Raw genomic sequence first — 22,672 nt, 5'->3', positions numbered from 1 at the left:
TCTCATTCTTCCCCGATGCCCAGATACACATCAATGTCCATGATACCCTCCCCGCTGACCTCCACCAAATCCTCAAAGGGCACCACGGTGTCTCCCACCTGCAAGGTGCGGAACACCGGGTCGATGCGGTCTGCTTTTCCGGTCAGGGTGAGGTAGTTGCCCACTGCGGGAACCTCCGGGTGGGCAGTATCCTCTTTGAAATACCGCGCCGTGATGGTCATGCCCTTGGTGACCTGCATCAGCCGATCGGACAGAGCCGACATTTCTTCCTCGGTCAAAATGCGCTTGGTCACCCGCTCGGTGCGCTGCTTTTCTGCGGCAAGCTGCTCGTCATAGCCCCGCAGCGGAGAGAAGGGTGAGAAGATCTTGGCACGGTTCTGAAGGGTCATGCGGGGGTGCTTGCGGAGGGATTCTTCGGTCTGGGGGCGTTCCATCTCTAGGATGTCCCCGTACTTTTGGGCGGTCTCCCGCCCGATCTTGCTATTTTTGTAGTTTTCCATCTGAACCTCCCGCCGAACCTCCTGCACTGTGCCCACCGATTTGTGCGTTGCGCTGGCGCATGGTGGCACCTTCCTCATAGCTGCTGGCTTTCAGCACGGCGTTTTTGCCGTACTTGTTCTTGATGCCCAGCATGGCTTGCTGGAGTTTTTTCTCCTTTTCCAGCTTCTTGGTGTCGGTGAAAAAGTCCACCTGATAGAAGCCCTCGTCCGGCGTGACCTTGTTGGCGTTGATGGTGATGCGCCGCACCGTCAGCGCCGGGTCGGTGATGCGCTCAAACAGCTTTGCGCTTTCGCTGATGAGGGTGCTGCCCAGATTGGTAGGGGCATCAAATCGAACGGTGCCGTGGGCTGCCTTGGGGATGGTTCTGCCGTAGCGGTCGGTCTGGGTCAGACCACGATAACCGCCCTTGTCCACGTTCTCCCGGTCGTAGCCTATCTCCAAGGTGATGGATTCCGTCACCAGCTTCTTTTCGGTGAGCCGGAACATCAAGATTTCTGCCATTTCCCGGACAATGAGTTTTGCTTTATCATACGGATAAGGAGTGGAAAGCACCTGTCCCTCGCTGATGCTGTTGGTGCTGGGCTTGTAGCTTTTGATTTGCTCTATGCCGCAGGGCTCATAGCCCCATGCGTGGTCAATGAGAATTTCCGCATCCACGCCGAAAATCTCATACAGTCGATCTTCTCCGTGGATGGAAAACCGTGCCAAGTCCCCCATCGTATAAATGCCGTGGGCTTCCAGTCGCTTGACGGTGCCGGGACCGGTCATCCAGAAATCCGTCAGCGGGCGGTGGTTCCACAGCAGATACCGGTAAGACTGCTCGTCCAGCTCTGCAATGCGGACACCATCCTTGTCCGCCGGGATGTGTTTTGCCACAATGTCCATGGCCAGCTTTGCAAGGTAGAGGTTGGTGCCGATGCCTGCCGTTGCCGTGATGCCGGTGTTGTACAGCACCTCCCGCACCATGGTCATGGCAAGCTCGTGGGCGCTCATGTGGTAATAGGGCAGATAGCCCGTCACATCAATGAAAACCTCGTCAATGGAGTAGGGGTAGATATCCGCCGGGGACACATATTTGAGGTAGGTCTTGTAGATTTGGGTGGAAACGTCCAGATACCGCTGCATCCGGGGCGGCGCAACGATGTAGCTCAACCCCAGTGCAGGGTCTGCGTTCAGCGCGTTGGCATCGAAAGAGGTTCTGGCAAAGTGGTATTTTCCATCCTCTCCCCGGACCGCCTTTTTCTGCCGGATGGCAGTTTGCAGCCGCTGAGCGTTGACCTCTTTCACCCGCTGGACAGCTTCAAACAGCCGCGCTCTGCCGGGTATCTTGTAGGCCTTCAGGGAGGGCGACACCGCAAGGCAGATGGTCTTTTCGGTGCGGGAGGCATCTGCCACCACGAGATTGGTGGTCAGGGGGTCCAGATGGCGGTCTACGCACTCCACCGAGGCATAGAAGCTTTTCAGGTCGATTGCCAGATAGGTGCGCTGCGCTGCCATGATTCAGCCCTCCTTTGCAAAAGCTACAACTATTTATCTTATTATAATAAATCTTTACGCTGTTTTCAAGATGGAATGGCCATTTTATCCGTGATATAGACAACAAAAAAGAGTGGCAGCATTTCAAGCTGAAACGCTGTCACTCTGTAGGAACTGCGTAATGACTGACGATTATCCTTCTACTTTGACCGTAGCACGATCGCTCTTTGCGTTTCCATCCGCATCCAGCGTGATATGCACAAAATGTTCCGGTTTGTCGTAATCCTTTGTCTCGCCGTCATCGGTATAGTATTCATAGGATGCACCATCGGGAGCATAGGCAAGCAGGCGCAGATCTGCAAAGTCCACATCGGCAACGCTCTGGATCTTTTTGCCGTCCTTGGCAAGGGGCAGAAGGTGTCCCTTGCGCATAAAGAACACCACTTCATCCAGCTCCACCGGAATGTAATGATGGCCTGCCGGCAGCACGCTGGTTTCCATGCGGTTGCTTTCGCTGCACTTTACCCGCACCTGCAGCATCTCCTCCGGCAGATAAACATACCGACCACGGGCATTTTGCTCATATACCGGGGCGATCAACAGGCTTTCACCGATCATCACCTCATCCTCTACCCGGCGGGCAAAGTCGTCCTCCGGGAAGGCGAACGCCAACGGCATACAGTACATGCCGTCGTGCAGGGCAGCCTTCATGTACTCGCTGTAAATGTAGGGCAGCAGCAGGTAGCGCAGCTGTAAAATACCGGCAAAGGCAGCCTTGTTCTTAAAGCGGTAGGGCTCCTGCCGGCGGGTGCCGTTGGCAGAGTGGTTCCGCAGCAGCGGAGAGAAGATGCCCATGCCGTACCAGCGCAGCACCAGATCCTCCGTGGTATTGCTGCCAAAGCCGCCAATGTCGGGGCCTTCGTACAGGAAGCCGCACATATTCAGGGAGGGCATCATGTGCAGCGCAAGCAGAATGTGGCTCCACCAAGAATGGTTGTCGCCGGTCCAGATGCCGCCATACCGGTGCATCCCGATGCAGGCAGAACGGGAGTATATCAAAATGCGCTTGTCCGGCTCCAGCCGCTCGAAAGCCTCACCTGCCGCACGGGTCATGTTATAACCAAAAAGATTATGTACCTTGTCGTGCCGCATACGCCCCTGTTTGGTGTTGTGGTAGAACAGCTTATAATCGTTTTCGTTGTTGGAAAGCTCTGCCACCATGCCGGTAAAAGCACCAAAGCTGGAAATATCCAGGTTTTGCTTGCTGTATTTCTCAATTTGAGCAAAGGTCTTTTTCAGTCTTTCTTCTGCGTAGAAGATAGCAGGCTCGTTCATATCATTCCAGAAGCCCTCGATCCCCTGATCCAGCAGAACCTTATATTGACTGCCAAACCAAGCACGGGCTTCCGGGTTGAGCATATCGGGGAAGTGTACCCGTCCCGGCCACACACCGGCTACAAAGGGGGTGCCATCCTGATTCGTGCAGAAGTAGCCGTTTTTCACGCCCTCCTCGTACACATCATATCCATCTTCGACCTTGACTGCTGCATCGATGATGGGGACAAGATGGATGCCCTGCGCTTTCATCTCGGCGGCAAAGTCTGCAAAACGCGGGAAGCGCTGCGCATCCACCGTAAAGTCCTTGTAATGCTCCATGTAATCGATATCCAGAACCACAGCGTCCAGCGGCATATGATTGGCACGGTAATTTGCCACCACCTCGCGGACCTCGTCCTCGTTCATGTAGCTCCAGCGGCTCTGGGCGTTGCCAAAAGCCCATTTGGGCGGAATATAACTGCGCCCCACCAACTGGCGGAACTGGTGCACAATATCGGTCAGGCTCTCGCCCTCAATGATGTAGAGATCGTAATTTTCCTCGGCCACCGTGATGCGTAAGGTATCCAGGTCGGTGTAGCCGCAGTCAAAGGTGACCTTGCCCGGGTAGTCGATAAAAACGCCAAATGTATCCTTGCCGGACACGATCATAAAATTATAAGCACCGTACAGCGAGGATTTGCCCTCGGTATGGTTGCCGTCATCGGAGCATTTGCTTTCGTACACCCACCCGCGCTTGTTGATACCACGGACGTTTTCGCCAAGACCATACAGGATATCCTGCGGTTCCATGGCATAGGAGAAGCCATCCGGCTCCTTGGTCAGATAGGGTATCGTTTCCATCATGGGCAAAAAAGAACCCACTACACTTTCGGTATCAAACGGTTGACCGTATCGCTTTTTGTAAATCATAGTAAAATATCTCTCCTCTGTTTTTTGAATCGCATGCTGATCCTGTCGAGATAAAAATTTTCTTTAAATCCAAACGATGCAAAATCATCTCGCCCGATGCACCGCGAAACGAAACACCACCATTATGATAGATCGTCTCCCGCATGGCCTGAAATGCATTTTTTCCCAGCCTTACCGTATCGGAAGTGTAGACTTCATCTGTAAGCCTTCTATCGAATTTCATTTTCATCCTCGTAGGGTTTTGATTCTGCCGCGCACTTCAATTCTGGTATGTCTTTTATGGTCAACTGGCATACTGATTTTTGATCAAGCTTGTACAGCATAGCTAGTATAGTATACTTGCGCAGCATTTCGATTTCAAGCGCTAATTGGCATTGGCTGTGTAAAAAAGAGAGGCCAATCTGCGTAAAAATTTGCGCAAGTTGATCCCTGTGCTTTTTCACAATCCGGCTATCCGTATAGACAGTCATCTTGCGATGCGGTATACTCGAACCAGATCAACATTTTCAGGAGGAAAATCATGGCGGGAGAAAACAACAAGGTCGTTATTGTTACCGGCGGAAGCTCCGGCATCGGACGGTGCACGGCATCCGCCCTGAAAGAGAACGGCTGCATCGTCTATGAGTTCAGCCGCAGAAATATCCCTATGGAGGGTGTCACCCATCTGTCTGTCGATGTGACCGATGAAGATGCGGTCAACGCCGCTGTGCAGCAGGTCATCCAAAAAGAAACTAAAATCGATGCAGTGATCAACTGTGCAGGCTTTGGCATTTCCGGTGCGGTGGAGTTTACGTCCATGGAGCAAGCCAAAGCGCAGTTTGATGTGAACTTTTTCGGGACAGTCACTGTAAATAAAGCAGTTCTCCCCTTCATGCGCCATCAAGGGAAGGGGCATATTGTGAACATCAGCTCTGTTGCTGCCGTAGCGCACATTCCGTTCCAGACCTTCTACTCTGCAAGCAAAGCCGCCGTTTCTTCTTACTCTTACGCTCTGGCAAACGAAGTCAAGCCCTACGGCATCCATGTTACCGTCGTAGAATTGGGTGACATCTGCACCGGATTTACAAAAGCACGTCAGAAAAGCATTCTCGGCGATGATGAATACGGTGGACGTATCTCCCGGAGCGTCAGTCAGATGGAGCAAGACGAGCAAAACGGCATGGACCCGGCACGCATTGGACGGTACATCGCCGGTATTGTGGAGAAAAAGAACCCGGCAGTCGTTTATGTTGCCGGTGCACAGTATAAATTCCTGAGCCTTTTGTGCAAGCTCCTGCCTGCCGCAGCACGCGGAAAGATCGTGGGGAAAATATACGAGTAACAGGCGCATTGCTCCGCAAAGCTGCTATATCCGTATTTTGTGGACAACGAAGCAGAGTTGTTCTCCCCGGAGTCCGGAAAAAAGGCAAGCCCTCCTTCATAAATTACAGTAACCGTTTATGATACTATGGGGAGGGGTCGGCATGTTTTTATCTCTTCTGCAATTTTTTGCCACAAAGTTTCTGGTTCTGGCGCTTCATCTGGAAAGCGGCAGCTTTCCGCGGCCCCTCTCTGCCCGGGAGGAAACCGAAGCCTTTTCCGCACTGCGTGCCGGTGACCCTGCCGCACGGGAAAAACTGATCCGGCACAATCTGCGTCTGGTGGCACACATCGTAAAAAAATACTACGCCCTGCCCGGCGATCAGGACGACCTTATTTCCATCGGCACCATCGGCCTGATGAAAGCAGTGGATACTTTCGACTCTGACCGTCGGGCACGCTTTTCCACCTACGCCAGCCGATGCATTGAAAATGCTATCCTCTCCCCAGCGCACTTTGGGATGGAAAAGAGAATCCACCTCTTTCACGCAATGACGCATCTACGTCAAAATGGATTTTTGGGAGCCGAGAGAGCGGCTCCTTTTTTCTGCTTCAGAGGGTGTCATGTGAGGGTTGTGGTCTAACCCCTCTATACATCTTACAGGTAACTTTGGCAGGCCCCCGCACCACCGTAGAGGCGCAGGCGTTCTACCGTATGTACCACTCTTACGCCGACATCCCGAACCCATGGGACCGTCTGCGTTGGTGCCGCTATGGTCTTGACCTGCTGCAAAAAGAGGTTGCTGCCATGGTGGGCATGGAGGAATGGCTCTATCAGGATCTGGAAAGCGGCGCATTTCACCGCAGCTTCACGCCCGAACTTGCGGACAAGCTCGCCGCCCTTTACGGTATCCCGGTGGAGGATATTCTGGACGACTACACCCTGTTTTTCCACCGGGGCGGCGGAGTTTTTCTCCGGGAATACCGCCAGGTCAAAGGCTGGAATCGCCAGCAGCTTGCCGACCACGCAAAGGTCAGCCGGACAAGCATCCGCTGCTGGGAAAGCGGACAAAAGACCATCAGTCAGAAGTGCTTTTGCCATCTGGTGGAAAACCTTGGTTCCAATTTTCCATCTATGCTTCGCATGTGAGGTATGGTAATTTTTCTCCGGTCAAACGAAAAAGCTCGTCTGCAAGCCACGATATGTGGCAGCGCAGACGGGCTTTCGTTATGGAATCATTCTGTTTCAATCATTCTGATATTCGCTCTGACTTACATGGCGTTCCGTAAAACACGCAGTCGTTCTTCAAACGTTGCTTTCCATGCCGGATGCTCGGAGAATATGGTGTGCTCCACCTGACGGACTTGGTTCAGTCCGATGTTCCGCACCGCTTCCACTGCAGCATCTTTTTGGCTCAGATGGCGTTTTCCCACGGTCAGACAGTTTGCGCCTTCTGGCGTGTCGTACTGCTGAAACGCCCGGTTGAAGTCCATCAGGTCATGCAGACGGATGGGCTGATTGGTTTCGTTGTCTACCAGCAGACCCCAATTTTCCCAATGACGGTCGGTATTGCCCACCAGATAATCCAGAATGTTCATCATATAGTAGCCGGGAGCATCCAGCTCTAAGATCTTATCCAGCGTATTCCAATCACGGTTCGTGCAGTAGACGTCATAGGCTGCATAGGTCACAAGACTGTATCGCTGAGATGTCATGATTTTGCTGGTAGAAACCGGCTCATTTTCAAACATCCCCTGCTCATACAGTACCTGATGGCAGTCAAAGCACCGGCAGATTTTGCTTGCCAGCACTTCACGTTCCACCGCATCCCTGCCACCATCCTTGTAAAGATAGAAGCCATCCTCTTTTCGCACCCACGCCTTGGGGTACAAGCCGCCCGTAGACAGGTCATTTGCCAGAAGATGGGCGTTTGTCACCGTCATTTGGTGCCCCCGCAGCGCAATATCCACAAGCGCATTGCTTAAGGAGTGTGCGAAAAGGTTGATATCCTCGAATCGAACCTTCTCGTTTTCTTCTTTCACCCAGAACACATCCAGCAAAGACAGACAATGGTAGGATAACGCAATCTGTGCTCGTTCCCTGTCCGTAACGCTCTGAGATGCACCGATACTGTTCAGGATTTCCTTGGCGTAGGTGCGATCCAACGTCAACATCCGGGAGGCGCACCAATAGTAAAAGTTCGTTACATTATTGATGCGCTCGTCAAAATCATCCGATTCCACCAGAACCAGATCATAGGGCATGAAATCCTCGAGGCAGACCCTGCATTCCCCTGTCGTGCTGAGTTGTGCCACACAGCTTTCCCGGTGCATGATCTCGTAAAACATGATTTTCATCCCTCCCTGCGTTCTGTGTCTTGCTCTGTATTTATATTACCTTCTTTTTTCACGGAACACAAGAGCTTTTACTTTTCAAAAAGCTTTTTCTGCTGCTCCATCAGGACGGTTTCGATACGCTCTTTCAGAAAAAAGTGGAACTGTTTTGCGTGTTATGCAGTGTCATAGGATACCATATTGGCCGCCAACAATCAATGATTTTTTGTCAGCAAAATTCCAAAAACTTATGTAACACAAAAAGCCCCACGCTCAACACTGCCTCTGAATCTGACCGTCTCTGGTCAGAGCAGAAAAGCATATGTTGAGCGTGGGGCTTTGTTTATCGGCTCGGCTGCCAGCCGGGCTTTTGGTGTTCTTTGGGTTTGTAGGTTCCTTTGGTAGTATCGATCACCGCCTGCAGCAATTCGAGCTTCTGCCATGTGGGGCAGTTCAGACGGTCGATTTTTTCGATCACATAGTTGGCGTGGGCGGTTGCGACCCGTTTTCCGAGTTCGTCCCATCCCTCTTTCGTTTTGGGGTAATGTACCACCACTTCAATGGGGGCACTCTTTCGCATGGCTCACTCACCTCCGATTACATCACTATCACCTCATTTTTACGGGTTACTGGTTGTCCGCTATTCGCTGCGGTTTCCGCTCAGAACGTTCAGAGCCAGACTGACCAGCAAAGCCATATCAATGCGGAGCATTTCAGCCTTGCTGGCATAGCCCATAAAGCGTTCGATGTTCTACGGCGATTCGTTCGCAAGTGCGTTTTTCTGAATCGATGTGATCATTTTGATCACATCGATCAACCAATAAAGGCCTCCGAATCTCTTTCTTATTAGGAAAAGATTCAGAGGCCTCTGTTTTACAATTTTTTCGGAATAGCGGCTTTCACCAGCAGCGTCATGGGACGGCGCAGTTCATCCTTCATGCCGTAAACACTCAGCATCTCTGCAGAGGTTCTTTGTCATATTCGCTGGTATGGAGTGGTTTCACTGGCTGCATTGAGCTTCTGATAACATCCAAAATGGTCTGATCCGCCGGGAGCCACGGAACGGAATCAAACTCCTCCTTCGTCAGCCACCGCGCAGCTTCCGCTTCTTTCAGAACAAGATCGCCGGAAACCACTTTACACCAGAAGCAGTCCATGGAAAGATGAAACGCCGGATAATCGTACTCGATTGTACCAATTAAATCCTCCACGGCGATTTCCGTGTCCAGTTCTTCTTCGATTTCCCGCTTCAGAGCCTTCTGCGGGGTTTCGCCCGGCTCGATTTTGCCGCCCGGAAACTCCCACTGGCCTTTATAGTCGCCATAACCGCGGGCAGTGGCGTAGATTTTGCGTTTTGCCTGCATGGAGTCGCAGATCACAGCGGCCACAACACGAATCGTTTTCATAACGTTCCCCTTTTGGATTCATTATAATGGCCGACCGTCAGAAGTCCCACCGACACGATAGAACACCCTGTTTCCTGCTTTTCTTGCAGTAACCAGCCCCATCTCATGGAATTTCATCACAAACGTCCGAATGGTTGCATACGCAGCGTTTCGGAAATCCTTTTCCAGCTGCTTTGTGGTAAACTCCTCTGCACCATAAGCAGACAGAACATACTCCCAGAGTAGCCGTTCTTTTTCTGTGATTTTTCCTTCCGCAAGAGCAGTTTGATATACCTCAAGATCAGTTTTCGGCGGGACTGCATCCACCTGCAGGCGGTTATAGACCTCATTGCAGAAGTAGAACAGAAAGGGAGTCACATCCGTATAGCCGGAAATCAGAGCATTTCTCTCCACGCGTTCGTAGGCTTTGTAATATGCGCCCTTGTTTTCAGCGATGTATCGGGAAAGCGGCGTGAACAGTGCCGCAGGATAGCCCTGCTGAACAAGATACCAGAGGTGAAATAGCCGTGCAGTGCGTCCATTCCCGTCAAAATAGGGGTGGTAGTATGCAAAAGCAAAGTGCAGAATGGCAGCCTTATGCAGCTCATTGATGCCGTCATTGGCATTCGCAAAATCGACAAGACATTTCATGGCACCGGGAAGCCGCTCTGCCGGAAGTCCCGGTCTGGGTTCTTCACCGCCCACAATAAAAACCTCACCATGCCGATAAAAGTGGTTTGGCAGTAATCGATCTTCATCCGGGAGATAATCCCCTGTGCTGATCTGATATAGGTGATGCAGATTCTCCTCGGTGATCCTATTCTGACGATTCGCGATAAACTCCAGTCCGCGCTTCATACCATAGATGCGGGCTTCTTGTTCATCACGAGGGGCATAACCATCGAGGATATAACGGATACTGCTGCGGGTCGAGCGGATACTTTCAATTTGAAAAGTAGCATAAATTTCCTCGGTCATCGCCGACAAACCGAAGTTTTGTCCACTGACAGGGACAGAGAGCAACTGCTTCATACCATTTGTTGAAATTTGCGCGAGGTTCGGCAGGTAAAACAGCTTATTTCCAGAAAAATCAGTCAACGGCAGAGGCTGCGCAAAGTTTTGCCGCAGCAATTCGGCAAATTCTTTGACGCTGACAGTCGAGTACTTGTATTCCATCCGATTGAGTTCAAACAAATGCTTATCTGAAAGCATTTTGGCAAACTGTGCCCCATCCATTCTGTCCACCTCGCAGTTGATACTTATTGATACTATATAGTATCAATATATCGATTCTTTATAAAAAAGTCAACCGAAACAGGCCGAACCAACTTTTTTTCCATACTTTCCGTCAAAATTCCCGTGGCACAGCCACGAATCACATCTCCATCGGCTTATTCCCCACTTCGTCCAGATACACATTCAAAAATTCCGCTGCAAGGCTGTTGGGACGGATGTTTTCTCTGGCTTCCTGCGGGGTGAACCACTTGCAGCGGTCCACTTCGTGGTTGATATGCAGCGCCTTTGCGGTTCTGACGAAAGCCGTAAAGTTGCACATCAGCGTGTTGGACGGCTCAAAAAACTTAGTACGGTTGAACCGGAGGTGCTCTACTTCCAACCCGGTTTCTTCCCGGACTTCCCGTACCGCGGCGTGTTCTTCTGCCTCACCGCGGTTCACATATCCAGCCACCAGAATATAAGAGGACTTACCGTACTGCTGGATGAGCAGAATTTTCCCGGTCTCCTCATCCACAACAATCATGCTGACTGCCACATTGTACATCTGGAACCGGTATTGCTGGCATTTCGGGCAATAAGGCACAATGCCCTCTTCTTCCAGTTCTTTTTCAATCAATGCCGTACCGCATTCAAAGCAATGCTTCTGAATCATTTTTACACTCCAAACACTGCTTTCGTCAGCTGGATACCTGCTGCCGTCTTCATCGTATGTTCCATAAAGGTTCGGATTGCCTGCTGGTCGTACCCGCTTTCGGACGCATTGACGATATAATCTGCCTCAATCAGAATCTGATAGTCAATGCCGTCGATCTGCGCCGGGCTATGGTGGTGCCCTACCAGATAGGCCACACGGTCGATCTGTTCTGCTGCCATGCCGGTATCCGCCAAGAACTCCCGCACCAGCGGGGCACCCTCCTGCTCCTGATATTTACCATTGGTGTTGCCGTATTTTTTGCGGCAGAGCGGGCAGGCGATATCGTGGGTGATGGCCGCCACCTCCAGAATAAACTGCGTGTCTGCGTCCAGCCCCTCCAGCTCACCAATGGTTTTGGCATAGGTCCACACGCAGCTCAGGTGCGTGATGTCATGGATATTCCCTTCGGAAAAGGCGATCATCTTTTCCATGATCTGTGCAATGGTCATCATTTGTTTCACTCCCGTTTTTAATACTTAAATGTTCACCTTGATAAACGCGAATTTGGCACTTTGTATTTATCGAGAATACTCTTGAAACCATTTTGTAAAGCGTGATTTATTGAAAATAATGAATTTATATAGTTCTCCATTTTTCATATTAACTGTTGCAATTGGAAAGACTATCCACTTCCAAGAGATTTCTTTTATTTCCTGCATCGGCAAAACTAAATTTCTGTATTTTTTGTCAACTGTAAGCTTGTTTGTCTTGTAAGTAAGCGACTGACTATCGAGGTACAGACCTCCTCCAAGTATGCCATTGTGACACAAACTGCAAACAAAAGATTTCATAGAAACATCCCTCCATTAAATTCCGATTTATCAAATAAGAATTTCCGTCAATTTTTCTCTTGATGCGGCTCGTTTCTATGAGTAGGAACGAACTGTTCTGTTGCCGGAGACGGACCATTCGGGTCGGTCTCCGGCAGTATTTTTGTTGTCGCGTATTAAAAAACAGCCGGAACGACTTTCTGCTGCGCTACATCGATGATGCCGTATGTATTCAGTCTGAGTTTTGGAATGACCGGAAGGCTGACGAAGGCGAGGGTCATAAAAATGCCGATGTCTTCCGCCACGCCATGTGCCTTGAGGGCATCGTTCAGCGCCTGCATTTTCGCCGCAACGCTCTCTGCGCTTTCGGTGCTCATCAATCCGGCCACCGGAAGCGCAAGTTCTGCCACGACCTGTCCATCTGCCACAAACGCAAGTCCGCCTTTGTTTTTCCGCACAGTGTTGCCGGCCAGCATCATATCGGTATCGTTGTCCCCTGCCACAATCAGGTTATGGGAATCATGTGCGATGCTCGATGCAACGGCTCCGCATTTCAGGCTGAAGTTTCCTAAAAAGCCAATGCCCACATGGCCGGAGTGATGATGCCGCTCAAAAACGGCCAGTTTTACGATGTTGTGTTCCGGGTCCACACCGGGAGCTTTGCCCGGATGCCGTTGGAACGGGATGATTTTTTCCTCCGTAAGCAGCTCGCCCCGGTTCAGGCAGATGACACGCTCCTGCTCCCCGCTTTCCCGAAGTTCCAGGTCCTGCAGCGTGATCTCATCCAGATCAAAGGAATCCATAACGTGGGAAAATCTCACACGGTCGATGTCAAGCGGTGCGGGTTTCAGCGTTTTTCCGTGCTCGGCCACCAGCGTGCCATTCTTGTAAACCTGTTCGACCGTAAAGGATTCAAAATCCGATACTACAATGAGGTCGGCAGCATACCCCGGTGCTACGGCACCGCGCTGCTTGAACCCAAAATACTGTGCCGGGACCAGCGTTGCCATTTTGACGGCCACTGCTGGATCTGCGCCCAGCCGGATCGCTTTACGGATGTTGGAATCGATGTGGCCGCTGTCCAGCAGGTCACCGGGGTGCTTATCATCCGTCACCAGCATACAGCGGCTGCAATAGGGCTCCCGGAACAGCGGCATCAGGGCCTCCATATTTTTGGCAGCCGTTCCTTCCCGGATCATGATGTATTGTCCGCGCCGGAGTTTTTCCATGGCTTCCTCGATGTTGGAGCACTCGTGATCGGACTGAACGCCTGCCGCAATATAAGCATTCAGGTCCTTATCGCTCAAGAGCGGTGCATGGCCATCCACGATCTTTCCCGCTTCGGTGCAGTCGCGGATCTTCTGCAGGATCTTCGGGTCACAGCGCACCGTTCCATAGGCGTTCATCAGTTCCGCAAGCCCCAGCACGCGGGGATTGCCGTAGTAAGGCCGGAGCTGTTCTGCGTTCAGCACCGCGCCGGATTCATCCAGATCCGTGGCCGGCACACAGGAGGGCAGCATGAAATAAACCGAAAGGGTCAGATTTTTTGTCGTTTCCAGCATAAAATCCAAGCCTTCCAGCCCCGCAACGTTCGAGATCTCGTGTGGGTCTGTGACCACCGCAGTGGTACCGTGGGGCAGCACTGCCTGCTCGAAAGCCGGACCACAGAGCATGGAGCTTTCGATGTGGATATGCCCATCGATCAGGCCCGGGCAGACATATTTGCCGTGCAGATCAACTTCTTTCCGGCCGTGATACGCACCCACGCCCACGATCGAATTTCCGCTGATGGCAATATCAGCGTTGTCGATCTCATCGGTAAACACATTGACAATTCTGGCATTTTTCAAAACCAGATCAGCCAAAGCATCTCCTCTGCCTGCCGAGATCCGGCGTTTCAGCTCATCAGACTGCATAGAAACATCTCCTCTCTCTGAAGTTCGATTTTCTCACCTGTGGATTGGTTCTGCCATTATTCTACCACGCCTTGCCGCTGCGGAAAAGATGTCGGGAAACAAAAATGGCCCCGGAGGGCTTGTTACAGCTCTCCGGGGCCACTTTATGTGCGTTGTGCCTTGGCGCAGACCGTCAGCATTCCACTGCCACCTTGATCACGCTGTCCCGTTTCTTTTCAAACAGCTCGTAGCCCTCTGCGATCCGGCACAGGGGGTAGGTGTGGGTGATGAGCGGTTCGGTATCGATCTTGCCTTCTGCGATGAGACGCAGCGTTTCTTCACAATCGCAGCCGTCCACGCCGCCGGTCTTAAAGGTGAGGTTTTTGCCGTACATTTCCGGCAGCGGCAGGGTCTGTGCCTTATCGTACAGCGCCACCACGGTCACGATGGCGTTGGGTCTTGCGCACTCCCACGCCAGCCGGAAGGTAGTGTCCGCCCCTGCCACTTCCAGCACCACATCTGCCCCGCCGTGGTCGCTGTTGGCGCGCACAAAGGCGGCGCAGTCCTCCGGCTGCACCGTGAGCACCTGCGGGTAGTGCTGACGGATGAACTGCAGGCGGCTTGCGTCCTTTTCACAGACGATGATGCGCTTGGGGCTGTGCAGCATGACGCACAGCAGCGTGCAGATGCCGGTCGGCCCTGCACCGAGGATCAGCACGGTATCCTCGGGGGTGATTTCCGAGATGCGTGCCGCCCAAAAGCCGGTGGCCAGCACATCGCCCACCAGTAGCGCCTGCCGATCGGTAACGCCGTCCGGGATCTTGTTCAGTCCCTGATCCGCAAAGGGCACCCGGACATACTCGGCCTGCCCGCCGTCGATGCGGCAGCCCAGCGCCCAGCCGCCGTTTTGATCGGTGCAGTTGTTCACGAAGCCTTTTTTGCAGAAAAAGCACTCTCCGCAGAAGGTTTCCACGTTCACCGTCACCCGGTCGCCGGGTTTCACATTGGTCACCGCACTACCCACTTCTTCTACGATGCCCACCATCTCGTGCCCTACCGTGATGCCGGGCACCGCCCGGGGCACGCTGCCGTGCTTGATGTGCAGATCGCTGGAGCAGATACTGGCAAGGGTCACCTTTACAATGGCGTCCCGCTCGTGCTGCAGCACCGGCTTTGGTTTTTCCATCAGGGCAAACGTTCCCTCTGAAACATAGGTATAGGTCAGCATGCTTATTCCCTCCATGCGCTTTGATCTTTCCGGACTTGAGTATACCACGCAGCTATGGCAAAGAGCAAGCCGCAAAAGGCCCGTCCTTTGCGGCAGCTCTCCGCCGATCAGATCTTGGGCTGATACTGCATGCTGGACACATTGTAAATGGTAACAAAAGCCTTGGGGTCTTCCCGGTTGATAAAGTTCATCAACTTCTGATATTCGCTCTTGTCCACGATGGTAATGATCTCGTTGTGCTTTTCCAGATTGTATGCACCGATGGCCTCGTACATGGTCGCACCGCTGTGCAGGTCATGGAGGATGAACTGACGCAGCGCCTCCTCTTTTTCGGTGATGATGCAGACGCGGCGTTTGATGCTGTTATCAAAGATGAAATGGTCCAGCACGATGCCGTTGAAGTAAGTACCGAGGATACTCAGCACCACAGTCTTTTTATCGTAGACCAGGGCCGCGGAAAGCGCCACACACATTCCCGACAGAGACATGGCTTTTCCCAATTCCATGTGCAGGTACTTGTTCATGATCTTTGCCACGATATCCAGCCCGCCGGAGGATGCATTGCGGTTGAACAAAATACTCAGCCCGATGCTAACCACCAGAATATAGCACAGCACGTCCAGCTCCTGACTGCCGGTCATCGAGCTGAACTCCGGGAACAGCTTTTCAAACAGCCCCAGAAACACCGGCAGCAGCACACTGGTGTATACGGTCTTTGCGCCAAATTCTCTGCCGCAGGTAAAGAACCCGATGATGAGAAGCACGACGTTCAGGATCATCGTAATGACCGACAAGGGCAGCGGCACAAAATTGGACAGCACGATGCCAAGGCCGGAAATGCTGCTGACAGATGTATGGCTCGGCACCAGAAAAAAGAAAACGCCCGCCGCAATGATCGCCACCGCCCCGGTCAGGACTGCCGTCTCCCTCAGGACTGCGCCGGTCTTTCCTTTTACATCACTCATCTTTGTCCCCCTAAAATCAAATTTGTTTCACCGATCTCCTCATCTTTGTCGATGCGGACAAGGAGCTTACCGCCAAAGCGTTTGTATTCCATAGTGAGGTACCTCCATAAATTCTGAGTTGCTGTTCTCAGTATACCATGGTTTTCCCTTGCGGAAAAGATAGCGAAACAAAAATGCCCCCGGAGGGCTTGTTGCGGCTCTCCGGGGGCATCTTATGTGCGTTGTGCTTTGGCGCACACGACCGGCGTTTTACTCGATTGCAATCAGATTCGGGTTCTCAGGCAAAGCCTTCGTCTGCTTAGAGCTGGGCAGCTCGATGTGCAGGACGCCATCCTCGAACTTTGCGTGGATGTCTTCCTTCTTCACATCGCCCACGTAGAAACTGCGCGCGCAGGTGCCGGAGAAGGATTCGCGCCGCAGATAGCGGCCCTTCTTATCCTTTTCGTCGTTGCTGTGGCTGCGCACTGCCTGAATGGTCAGGTAGCCGTCGTCCAGTTTCATCTGGACGTCTTCCTTCTTGCAGCCCGGCAGGTCAACAGCTACTTCGTAGCCGTTGTCCGTCTGTTTGACATCGGTCTTCATCATGTTTGCACCGCGCTTACCAAAGGTATCACGAGCCTCACGGTTCATCATACGTTCCAGTGCAGCGTCATTCCAGAACGGATCGAAGAAATCATCGAACAGGTTTTCATGGAAAACAGTCGGCATAAGCATAAATCATTCCTCCAATCCCGGCGTTCGGGTCGGGGCAAAAAATCTGAAGCGTCCACTCGGAAGAGCTTTCCGGGGAGTCTTGCGGCTCTCCTTTTGCCCTTCCTCCTGAGCACGCCACTGTTATAGCACCGTTCATTAGCAGTGTCAATAGAAGAGTGCTAAAATTCATAAAAGAATAATACTTTTATAAAATCCTATGCAATCTTTTCGAAATTCAGTCGCATCATCGCATTTTATATCATCTTGGCAATCATGAAGCGCAACAGCTCATATCCTTCCCGGATATCCTCCGGCAGACGTTTCAAAGTCTCGTCCCGCAGTTCCTGCGGCATCCCGTAAAAAGCTTCGGCAATGCCGCCGGTGATGCAGGCAAGGGTGTCGCTGTCGCCGCCCAGAGAGACCGCATTGCGAAGTGCATCCTCAAAACTGACGCTTTCCAGAAAAGCAATGATTGCTTCCGGCACAGTTTCCTGACAGGTCTCCACATGATGATAGGTCGGCCGAATTTCATCGCAGGTACGGTTCAGGTCATAACCGAAGGTCTGCTCCACATACCGCTTGATCTCCGGCTTGCTGTGGCCGGTACGAGCCAGAAAAATTGCTGCCGCCGTGGCCTGTGCGCCCTTGATGCCCTCCGGGTGGTTGTGGGTGATTTCAGCGGTCACTTTTGCCATAGAAAGAAGGTGAGCTTCCTGCACGACATCTGGAATCCATGGCACGGCTGCGTCAAGTGCAGCGAGGGCTGCCAGAACTGTTACATGTATTTTCTCGACCGGATGCGGGACCAGAACGGAGCCGAGATCTACAAAACGAAAAGCGGCTTTTCCTATCCGCTCCAGAAAGACCGCACCGGACACTACAAAATCCAGAGTGGTGAGCAGATCCGGGTCTGCATGACCTCGGATTTTTTCTTGGAAGAAGCCGACCCGTGGCGGGCTGAGGCGTGGGACATCATGCGCCAACGCAGCGATGTGGTGTTTTTTCTGCTCACCAAACGGCCGCAGCGGGTACGGGAGTGCCTGCCGCCGGACTGGGGCAGCGGTTGGGACAACATCTTTTTCAACGTCACCTGTGAAAATCAGCGCCGCGCCGATGAGCGCATTCCCATCCTGTTTGACCTGCCCTTCAAGCACAAGGGCATTATGTGCGCGCCCTTCATCGGACCAGTAAGCATCCGGCAGTACCTTACCGCCGGGCAGATCGAGCAGGTCATCTGCGGCGGCGAAAACTACGATGGTGCCCGCCCCTGCAATTTTGATTGGGTCAAGTCTCTCCGGCAGGAATGCGTGGATGCCAACGTGACCTTCTGCTTTATCGAGACTGGCACTGTGTTCATCAAAGACGGTAAACGCTACCACCTGCCCAGCAAGCAGCTGCAAAGCCGGATGGCTTATAAATCCGGTATGAACTTTCAGGGCAAGCCCATCCGTTTTGACCTCGTGGACGACTGGGGCTATCCCATCTCGCAGGAAGATCTCTATGTGCCTCATTTCCGCGCAAACTGCGAGACCTGCGGCAGCAAGTTGATCTGCAACGGCTGCAGTGACTGTGGAAAATGCTTATAAAATAAAGAAGTTCTATGAAGAACCAGAAGAAAAAATCGTTTTTCCGCAGAGCTTTTCTCTGCCTGCTGGCTGTTTTGCTGGCCGTCTGCGTTGCGTTCGGCGTTTACGTCAGCGACTACTACCACACAGACCCCGCCGCCGAGGATGCACTGGCGGCGGGGATGAATCTTCAATAAAAAGCAAAATATCCCGACCATTTTCCTGTATGTCACAGGAGAATGGCCGGGACTATTTTTATTATTCCGCGAACCAGCACTCAATACAAATGGAACTTATGGCTGATCTGATGTGCAATTTCATCCGGCAGCGGGCGGAAACCGATGCAGGTCAGGGTCATGCCTTCTCCGTTTTCATCAAATTCTTCCGGCTCCAGCTCGGTGTGGCAGGCATCCCGGATAAGGAAGAAGTCTTTGTTTTCCACAAGGCCCAATTCCTCGGCAATTGTCTTTGCTTTCAGCAGTTGATTGCGGTTCTTTGCCCCGCAGATAGTTTTGGTAAAAGAGCCATCGAACCATTCTTCATAGGTTGCTTTCTCCAACATGATTTCTGCCCGATAGCCGGTAATTTCTCCGTCTTTCTCAATGGGTTCCACGCCCTGTCCCATGCCGATGGGGTCGGTGAGGAATGCCAGCGAAGCGTGGCAGCACTGCGCCGCCAGCTTACCGGGAGACATCTGCAGATCTTTTCGTGCAATGATGAGTTGACGCATTTTTTCTCCTTCTTACGACAGCTTGATCTTCAAATCTGCCAGCAGATTCACCGCTTCCGGCAGGGAAAATTTCGCATCCTTCAGGCGGCTGCCCAGAATGTCCACCTTATAACCGGCGGCATCCCGGAAATCCGCCTTGCGCAGATCACACTGGTAGAACTCCGTTTCGTGAAGTTCTACACCCTTGAAATTCGCCAGCTGCATCTCGCATTTGGCAAACATGGAGCCGACAATTTCGTTGCCGTCCGAAAAGTCGAAGCGGTTAAAGTTCATTTCGGTGAAGGTGTTATATTTCAGACTGCACTCTTTCAGCGTGTGAATGGGGTCTGGGAAGGCACCGTTGGACATCAGCGGTGCCCACTCGATTTCCTGCAAACGGCAGTCCTCAAAATCCAGCGACTGCACCGAGGAATGGGTACTGCGCAGACCTGTGATCTCACACCGCACGAATTTGCACTCATTCAGCGTGGTATGATCCAGTTCGCATTTGGTAAAGGAGCAATCCACAAACACGCAGTCGGTAAAGTCGCAGTCCTCAAAAGTCTCCTCGGTGAACGACAGGTCAGCAAACCGTTCACCTTCACAATAACGCTCTGTCATAAAATTCTCCTGTCAGCGCAGTTCTTCCAGCAAAGCTGTGCAGCCCTCCAGCACGTCCTGCCAGGTAGCTTCAAAGTCCCCGGTATACCATGGGTCGGCCACATCGCCGGGGCGGCGGGTATGATCCATCAGCAGAGACACTTTATGCTCCGGGTCGCCGCCCACAAAGCGCGCCATATTGCGCAGGTTGTTGTGATCCATGGCAATCAGATAATCGTAGGTTTCGTAATCCCTCCGGGTCATCTGCCGGGCGGTTTTACCCTCGCAGGAGATGCCGTGCTCGGCCAGTTTCCGCCGGGCGGGCGGATAGACCGGGTTGCCGATCTCCTCGGTGCTGGTGGCCGCGGATGCGATTTCAAATTTATCAGAAAGCCCGGCTTTGGCCACCAAGTCTTTCATTACAAATTCGGCCATCGGGCTGCGGCAAATGTTGCCATGGCAGATGAAAAGCACTTTCGTCATGTCAAAATATTTCCTTATACCGTATCATTTTGAATTTTGCACACATGCGTGCAAAATTCAGTTCTGCTTCAAGAACTCCCGCAGCACATCCTCTGGGCGGGGTGTATGGTTCGGGTACTTTTCCCGCAGCGGTGCGGCGGCACCATCCATAATGTAGGGCACACCCACAATGTCCAGCATCGACACATCGTTATAATTGTCGCCAAAAGCCATCACATCGGCAAGGGCGATGTCCAGAGTCTTGCAGATGCTGCGCACACCGATGCCCTTGTTGGCAAAGGTGGTGTCGATCCAGTACGGCCCTGCCACAGCGCAGTTCGCCTCTTTCCATCGTGGGACAAACCGTTCCGTGTAAGATTCTACGCCTTCGTGCAGATACACCGATACTTTTGTGATCTCCTCCGGCACCTCGGAAGGGTCATGGATGATTTGATAGTTGTTCCCGATGAACTGAATACGCTTGAGCATTCCCAGACCCCGCTCCATCAGGTATGCAGTATTCTGGCCGGAAAGCATCACTTCGCCCTGCCCGTCGCTGCGGGTCCACAGGTCGTTGGCGATTTCTTCGGCCAATGCACGCGGCATCGGGTTCTTGGCGATGCACTGTTCGTCTTTATAGATCACGCCGCCGTTCTCACAAAGAAACACACAGCAGTCTGCCACCGGTGCAAAGAGCTTGCGCAGGCTGGTATACTGCCGGCCGGATGCCGGGCAGAACAAAATGCCGCGCCGATGCAGCTCCCGTATCTGCTCAAAGATCTCGTCTTCCAGTTCCTTTTTGCCGTATTGCAGCAGCGTACCGTCAATATCGCTGCAAATCAGTTTGATTGACATTTTCCGTCCTCATTTTTCAAGATAATTTTAGGCAATTCCCCGGCATCCAGAACACGGACGCCTTCGTCCATCAGCATTTTCGCAAAAACGCCCTGTCCGGGAATCTTTGTCCCGGAAAACGTTCCGTCGTAGATTTCCTTCACGCCGCAGCTGGGACTGCGGGATTGCAGGATGGCAAGCTCCACCCTATTTTCTTTTGCGATGGCAAGGGCCTTGGCTGCGCCCGCTCGGAACTCCCGGTCCACATTGATGCCCTCTTTGTTCGTGACAACACCCTGCACGATTTCCGCCGGGCACCGCGGTGTGGGCAGGCCGCCCAGCACCTCCGGGCAGACCGGAACCACCTGATGCCCCCGCGCAAAATCACAGACCGCCTGATTGTAATTGTTTCCGCCGCTGTATTTGCAGTTTTCGCCCAGCAGGCAGGCGCTGACCAGAATCTTCATTGTTGCGCGCTCCGTTTTTCAGATACTGAATCTTTTCCCTATTCTACCACGCTTTTGGGCATTGAAAAAGAGGATTCTGCTTTTTCCTATCCCCATACCGGGAGGTCCGCCGTAATCTTTTCTAATTCCTGTGCAGGAAACGTCAGTCTTTCCCTCAGATGGTTGTTATGCGGTGCATCTCCGTTCAGCAGATAGTCCGTTCTGACATTCAGGCAGGACGAAAGATCCTGCAGCAACTCAATCGAGCAGCAGCGGCTTCCCGTTTCAACTTTTGCAAGATGGTTCGCACTAATGTTCAGCATTATACTCAGCTGTTCCTGCGTAATTCCTTGCTTTTTCCGCAAATCGCGGATTCAAATTCGACTTTATTTCACAAAAGCGAATTTGCTCATAAATTACCACAGAGTATTTTTTCCGTCAAGTCCTTTTTGCGGCAGAACGTGACAAATTCACACAACAAACTCACAAGAATGAATATCTGCACTCGAATTACACATATTTCACTATAAACTCGTTTCAAAAGCATCAATATGTCTTAGTTTGCAGCGCAAACATATCAAATTTTCTACGTTTTTCACAGGTCTTATTTTCACGATTCCACGCAAAAAATCAAACGCCAATGGTATTTAACAAACACATATAGTGTGTCCGCTCATTTTATCTATCCCGTTTACACACAGTTCCGAGCCAAAAGAACCGTATAAAGCTCTTACACGCAGCTTATCCGTAGATTGCAAGTTTGTTGCAAGTTAGTTTTAAGTTTCGTTGCAAGTCTCCTATTCTTACAGATACCACTCTGGTCTGCTGCTTCATTGTAACCGTCAAAAGAAAAGACGCTTCAGCCAACATTAAATTCTCATCAAAAAACAGGGAGTGACATCAAATCACTCCCTGTTTGCATTGATTGTATCAGAGTTTCGTCATCCAAAGGCCATGCAGGTTGCAGTATGCGTAAACAGCCACCGGCTTTTCACTTCCCAATTCAAACCCTACGTTGGGAGCCTGCCCCGGATTCAGATAGCGGATCTGCCCGCTGTTCTCAGTCTCCACAAAAATCCACTGAATATAGTGAACATCCGCCATGGGGTGCTCCACCGCGCCCACTGTGACCGTGAGACGACTGCCGGAAAGCTCTGCCACCGGCAGATGCTTCTCGCCGCTGGCTTCCACCGTATTGGGAACCAGCTCTTTCATTTTCTCCCCGCAGCAGACCAGCGGAACGCCTGCGTTATGGATGGTAGTGACGAGGTTGCCGCAGTGATTGCAGATGTAAAACTTTGCCTTCATATCGAAATCCTCCATTGGAATGTTA

Annotated in this window: 27 protein-coding genes and 1 pseudogene; 5 read left to right on the top strand and 23 right to left on the bottom strand. The window is 52.0% G+C overall.

Translation table 11 applies throughout. The features are described 5' to 3' along the window. Window positions 1–2: 2 nt before the first annotated feature. From GKG34_RS06240 to GKG34_RS06225, 4 genes are all read right to left on the bottom strand, one after another. The gene (locus GKG34_RS06240) at window positions 3–500 is read right to left on the bottom strand and encodes a hypothetical protein (protein ID WP_154255810.1); all 498 of its coding nucleotides are present in this window, start codon (window positions 498–500) and stop codon (window positions 3–5) included. Next, the gene (locus tag GKG34_RS06235) at window positions 481–1,998 is read right to left on the bottom strand and encodes a DNA methylase (RefSeq protein ID WP_154255809.1); all 1,518 of its coding nucleotides are present in this window, start codon (window positions 1,996–1,998) and stop codon (window positions 481–483) included. Before GKG34_RS06235 ends, GKG34_RS06240 begins: the two co-directional genes overlap by 20 nt. A 171-nt stretch (window positions 1,999–2,169) precedes the next feature. Then, complete coding sequence (locus GKG34_RS06230; protein WP_154255808.1) at window positions 2,170–4,224, bottom strand: TIM-barrel domain-containing protein; 2,055 nt, start codon at window positions 4,222–4,224, stop codon at window positions 2,170–2,172. Next, window positions 4,190–4,447: a hypothetical protein gene (locus tag GKG34_RS06225; RefSeq protein ID WP_082210835.1), complete on the bottom strand. Its 258-nt coding sequence runs from the start codon at window positions 4,445–4,447 to the stop codon at window positions 4,190–4,192. Before GKG34_RS06225 ends, GKG34_RS06230 begins: the two co-directional genes overlap by 35 nt. A gap of 297 nt (window positions 4,448–4,744) precedes the next feature. Between GKG34_RS06225 and GKG34_RS06220 the strand changes: the two genes are divergently transcribed. The 3 genes from GKG34_RS06220 (at window position 4,745) to GKG34_RS06210 (ending at window position 6,673) form a co-directional block, all read left to right on the top strand. Continuing rightward, on the top strand, window positions 4,745–5,545 hold the full coding sequence (locus tag GKG34_RS06220) for an SDR family oxidoreductase (RefSeq protein ID WP_005939638.1): 801 nt from the start codon (window positions 4,745–4,747) through the stop codon (window positions 5,543–5,545). Window positions 5,546–5,687: 142 nt separating this feature from the next. Continuing rightward, the gene (locus tag GKG34_RS06215) at window positions 5,688–6,167 is read left to right on the top strand and encodes a sigma-70 family RNA polymerase sigma factor (RefSeq protein ID WP_154255807.1); all 480 of its coding nucleotides are present in this window, start codon (window positions 5,688–5,690) and stop codon (window positions 6,165–6,167) included. 26 nt (window positions 6,168–6,193) lie between these two features. Continuing rightward, window positions 6,194–6,673, top strand: a complete 480-nt coding sequence (locus GKG34_RS06210) for a helix-turn-helix transcriptional regulator (protein WP_242821924.1) — start codon at window positions 6,194–6,196, stop codon at window positions 6,671–6,673. Window positions 6,674–6,795: 122 nt separating this feature from the next. On the opposite strand, the gene GKG34_RS06205 is transcribed toward GKG34_RS06210, so the two are convergent. The 12 genes and pseudogenes from GKG34_RS06205 to GKG34_RS06145 all read right to left on the bottom strand — a co-directional run. Further along, window positions 6,796–7,872 carry a hypothetical protein gene (locus tag GKG34_RS06205; protein WP_347563431.1) on the bottom strand — a complete coding sequence of 359 codons (1,077 nt, stop codon included), beginning with the start codon at window positions 7,870–7,872 and terminating at the stop codon, window positions 6,796–6,798. Window positions 7,873–8,200: 328 nt separating this feature from the next. After that, window positions 8,201–8,437 (bottom strand): hypothetical protein, encoded by a 237-nt coding sequence (locus GKG34_RS06200; RefSeq protein ID WP_005922522.1) that lies wholly within the window; start codon window positions 8,435–8,437, stop codon window positions 8,201–8,203. A gap of 370 nt (window positions 8,438–8,807) precedes the next feature. Continuing rightward, window positions 8,808–9,263, bottom strand: a complete 456-nt coding sequence (locus tag GKG34_RS06190) for a (deoxy)nucleoside triphosphate pyrophosphohydrolase (protein WP_154255805.1) — start codon at window positions 9,261–9,263, stop codon at window positions 8,808–8,810. A gap of 21 nt (window positions 9,264–9,284) precedes the next feature. After that, window positions 9,285–10,478 (bottom strand): Fic family protein, encoded by a 1,194-nt coding sequence (locus tag GKG34_RS06185; protein WP_005946327.1) that lies wholly within the window; start codon window positions 10,476–10,478, stop codon window positions 9,285–9,287. Between the two features lie 139 nt (window positions 10,479–10,617). Then, entirely contained in the window at window positions 10,618–11,130 is a 513-nt protein-coding gene (locus GKG34_RS06180) for an NUDIX domain-containing protein (RefSeq protein WP_005946325.1), read from the bottom strand. Between the two features lie 2 nt (window positions 11,131–11,132). Continuing rightward, window positions 11,133–11,624, bottom strand: coding sequence for an HD domain-containing protein (locus GKG34_RS06175; protein WP_005946323.1), 492 nt, complete (start codon window positions 11,622–11,624; stop codon window positions 11,133–11,135). A 66-nt stretch (window positions 11,625–11,690) separates the two neighbouring features. Next, window positions 11,691–11,963 carry a hypothetical protein gene (locus GKG34_RS06170; protein WP_005946321.1) on the bottom strand — a complete coding sequence of 91 codons (273 nt, stop codon included), beginning with the start codon at window positions 11,961–11,963 and terminating at the stop codon, window positions 11,691–11,693. Between the two features lie 155 nt (window positions 11,964–12,118). Next, a complete protein-coding gene (gene ade, locus GKG34_RS06165) occupies window positions 12,119–13,858 on the bottom strand; it encodes an adenine deaminase (protein ID WP_154255804.1) in 1,740 nt (579 codons plus the stop codon). A 172-nt stretch (window positions 13,859–14,030) separates the two neighbouring features. Beyond that, a complete protein-coding gene (locus GKG34_RS06160) occupies window positions 14,031–15,065 on the bottom strand; it encodes an alcohol dehydrogenase (protein WP_154255803.1) in 1,035 nt (344 codons plus the stop codon). A gap of 107 nt (window positions 15,066–15,172) precedes the next feature. Then, window positions 15,173–16,030, bottom strand: a complete 858-nt coding sequence (locus tag GKG34_RS06155) for a YitT family protein (RefSeq protein ID WP_154255802.1) — start codon at window positions 16,028–16,030, stop codon at window positions 15,173–15,175. Between the two features lie 249 nt (window positions 16,031–16,279). Further along, on the bottom strand, window positions 16,280–16,744 hold the full coding sequence (locus GKG34_RS06150) for an Hsp20/alpha crystallin family protein (protein ID WP_154255801.1): 465 nt from the start codon (window positions 16,742–16,744) through the stop codon (window positions 16,280–16,282). Between the two features lie 233 nt (window positions 16,745–16,977). Then, window positions 16,978–17,424, bottom strand: a pseudogene (locus GKG34_RS06145) (ADP-ribosylglycohydrolase family protein); the annotation flags it as partial. Between the two features lie 3 nt (window positions 17,425–17,427). Between GKG34_RS06145 and GKG34_RS06140 the strand changes: the two are divergent. Together GKG34_RS06140 and GKG34_RS15640 are read left to right on the top strand one after the other, a co-directional pair. Beyond that, window positions 17,428–18,309, top strand: a complete 882-nt coding sequence (locus GKG34_RS06140) for a DUF5131 family protein (RefSeq protein WP_005946303.1) — start codon at window positions 17,428–17,430, stop codon at window positions 18,307–18,309. A gap of 14 nt (window positions 18,310–18,323) precedes the next feature. Then, window positions 18,324–18,485, top strand: a complete 162-nt coding sequence (locus GKG34_RS15640) for a hypothetical protein (protein WP_005946301.1) — start codon at window positions 18,324–18,326, stop codon at window positions 18,483–18,485. A gap of 80 nt (window positions 18,486–18,565) precedes the next feature. On the opposite strand, the gene GKG34_RS06135 is transcribed toward GKG34_RS15640, so the two are convergent. The 7 genes from GKG34_RS06135 to GKG34_RS06105 all read right to left on the bottom strand — a co-directional run bounded on the left by GKG34_RS06135 (window position 18,566) and on the right by GKG34_RS06105 (window position 22,647). Beyond that, on the bottom strand, window positions 18,566–19,018 hold the full coding sequence (locus GKG34_RS06135; protein ID WP_005946299.1) for an aminoacyl-tRNA hydrolase: 453 nt from the start codon (window positions 19,016–19,018) through the stop codon (window positions 18,566–18,568). A 12-nt stretch (window positions 19,019–19,030) separates the two neighbouring features. Next, the gene (locus GKG34_RS06130; protein ID WP_005946297.1) at window positions 19,031–19,618 is read right to left on the bottom strand and encodes a pentapeptide repeat-containing protein; all 588 of its coding nucleotides are present in this window, start codon (window positions 19,616–19,618) and stop codon (window positions 19,031–19,033) included. A 12-nt stretch (window positions 19,619–19,630) separates the two neighbouring features. Continuing rightward, window positions 19,631–20,080: a low molecular weight protein-tyrosine-phosphatase gene (locus tag GKG34_RS06125; protein ID WP_005946296.1), complete on the bottom strand. Its 450-nt coding sequence runs from the start codon at window positions 20,078–20,080 to the stop codon at window positions 19,631–19,633. A 57-nt stretch (window positions 20,081–20,137) separates the two neighbouring features. Next, complete coding sequence (locus GKG34_RS06120; protein WP_005946294.1) at window positions 20,138–20,914, bottom strand: HAD family hydrolase; 777 nt, start codon at window positions 20,912–20,914, stop codon at window positions 20,138–20,140. Continuing rightward, complete coding sequence (locus GKG34_RS06115; RefSeq protein ID WP_005946292.1) at window positions 20,899–21,360, bottom strand: DUF523 domain-containing protein; 462 nt, start codon at window positions 21,358–21,360, stop codon at window positions 20,899–20,901. Before GKG34_RS06115 ends, GKG34_RS06120 begins: the two co-directional genes overlap by 16 nt. A gap of 86 nt (window positions 21,361–21,446) precedes the next feature. Next, complete coding sequence (locus GKG34_RS06110) at window positions 21,447–21,704, bottom strand: helix-turn-helix transcriptional regulator (protein WP_154255800.1); 258 nt, start codon at window positions 21,702–21,704, stop codon at window positions 21,447–21,449. A gap of 565 nt (window positions 21,705–22,269) precedes the next feature. Then, window positions 22,270–22,647 carry a desulfoferrodoxin family protein gene (locus tag GKG34_RS06105; RefSeq protein ID WP_044954283.1) on the bottom strand — a complete coding sequence of 126 codons (378 nt, stop codon included), beginning with the start codon at window positions 22,645–22,647 and terminating at the stop codon, window positions 22,270–22,272. Window positions 22,648–22,672 lie beyond the last annotated feature (25 nt).

Origin of the sequence: Faecalibacterium sp. BIOML-A4, assembly GCF_009679665.1 — a bacterium.
Taxonomy (GTDB): Bacteria; Bacillota; Clostridia; order Oscillospirales; family Ruminococcaceae; genus Faecalibacterium; species Faecalibacterium taiwanense.
Note: the sequence above shows the minus strand (reverse complement) of the source record. Positions and strands in the feature narration are given on the sequence as shown.

What these genes read in the sequence shown, in the direction of transcription:
- GKG34_RS06240 (WP_154255810.1), bottom strand. Translation starts at nt 500, where the DNA reads ATGGAAAACTACAAAAATAGCAAGATCGGGCGGGAGACCGCCCAAAAG.
- GKG34_RS06235 (WP_154255809.1), bottom strand. Translation starts at nt 1,998, where the DNA reads ATGGCAGCGCAGCGCACCTATCTGGCAATCGACCTGAAAAGCTTCTAT.
- GKG34_RS06230 (WP_154255808.1), bottom strand. Translation starts at nt 4,224, where the DNA reads ATGATTTACAAAAAGCGATACGGTCAACCGTTTGATACCGAAAGTGTA.
- GKG34_RS06225 (WP_082210835.1), bottom strand. Translation starts at nt 4,447, where the DNA reads ATGAAATTCGATAGAAGGCTTACAGATGAAGTCTACACTTCCGATACG.
- GKG34_RS06220 (WP_005939638.1), top strand. Translation starts at nt 4,745, where the DNA reads ATGGCGGGAGAAAACAACAAGGTCGTTATTGTTACCGGCGGAAGCTCC.
- GKG34_RS06215 (WP_154255807.1), top strand. Translation starts at nt 5,688, where the DNA reads ATGTTTTTATCTCTTCTGCAATTTTTTGCCACAAAGTTTCTGGTTCTG.
- GKG34_RS06205 (WP_347563431.1), bottom strand. Translation starts at nt 7,872, where the DNA reads ATGTTTTACGAGATCATGCACCGGGAAAGCTGTGTGGCACAACTCAGC.
- GKG34_RS06200 (WP_005922522.1), bottom strand. Translation starts at nt 8,437, where the DNA reads ATGCGAAAGAGTGCCCCCATTGAAGTGGTGGTACATTACCCCAAAACG.
- GKG34_RS06190 (WP_154255805.1), bottom strand. Translation starts at nt 9,263, where the DNA reads ATGAAAACGATTCGTGTTGTGGCCGCTGTGATCTGCGACTCCATGCAG.
- GKG34_RS06185 (WP_005946327.1), bottom strand. Translation starts at nt 10,478, where the DNA reads ATGGATGGGGCACAGTTTGCCAAAATGCTTTCAGATAAGCATTTGTTT.
- GKG34_RS06180 (WP_005946325.1), bottom strand. Translation starts at nt 11,130, where the DNA reads ATGATTCAGAAGCATTGCTTTGAATGCGGTACGGCATTGATTGAAAAA.
- GKG34_RS06175 (WP_005946323.1), bottom strand. Translation starts at nt 11,624, where the DNA reads ATGATGACCATTGCACAGATCATGGAAAAGATGATCGCCTTTTCCGAA.
- GKG34_RS06170 (WP_005946321.1), bottom strand. Translation starts at nt 11,963, where the DNA reads ATGAAATCTTTTGTTTGCAGTTTGTGTCACAATGGCATACTTGGAGGA.
- ade (WP_154255804.1), bottom strand. Translation starts at nt 13,858, where the DNA reads ATGCAGTCTGATGAGCTGAAACGCCGGATCTCGGCAGGCAGAGGAGAT.
- GKG34_RS06160 (WP_154255803.1), bottom strand. Translation starts at nt 15,065, where the DNA reads ATGCTGACCTATACCTATGTTTCAGAGGGAACGTTTGCCCTGATGGAA.
- GKG34_RS06155 (WP_154255802.1), bottom strand. Translation starts at nt 16,030, where the DNA reads ATGAGTGATGTAAAAGGAAAGACCGGCGCAGTCCTGAGGGAGACGGCA.
- GKG34_RS06150 (WP_154255801.1), bottom strand. Translation starts at nt 16,744, where the DNA reads ATGCTTATGCCGACTGTTTTCCATGAAAACCTGTTCGATGATTTCTTC.
- GKG34_RS15640 (WP_005946301.1), top strand. Translation starts at nt 18,324, where the DNA reads ATGAAGAACCAGAAGAAAAAATCGTTTTTCCGCAGAGCTTTTCTCTGC.
- GKG34_RS06135 (WP_005946299.1), bottom strand. Translation starts at nt 19,018, where the DNA reads ATGCGTCAACTCATCATTGCACGAAAAGATCTGCAGATGTCTCCCGGT.
- GKG34_RS06130 (WP_005946297.1), bottom strand. Translation starts at nt 19,618, where the DNA reads ATGACAGAGCGTTATTGTGAAGGTGAACGGTTTGCTGACCTGTCGTTC.
- GKG34_RS06125 (WP_005946296.1), bottom strand. Translation starts at nt 20,080, where the DNA reads ATGACGAAAGTGCTTTTCATCTGCCATGGCAACATTTGCCGCAGCCCG.
- GKG34_RS06120 (WP_005946294.1), bottom strand. Translation starts at nt 20,914, where the DNA reads ATGTCAATCAAACTGATTTGCAGCGATATTGACGGTACGCTGCTGCAA.
- GKG34_RS06115 (WP_005946292.1), bottom strand. Translation starts at nt 21,360, where the DNA reads ATGAAGATTCTGGTCAGCGCCTGCCTGCTGGGCGAAAACTGCAAATAC.
- GKG34_RS06105 (WP_044954283.1), bottom strand. Translation starts at nt 22,647, where the DNA reads ATGAAGGCAAAGTTTTACATCTGCAATCACTGCGGCAACCTCGTCACT.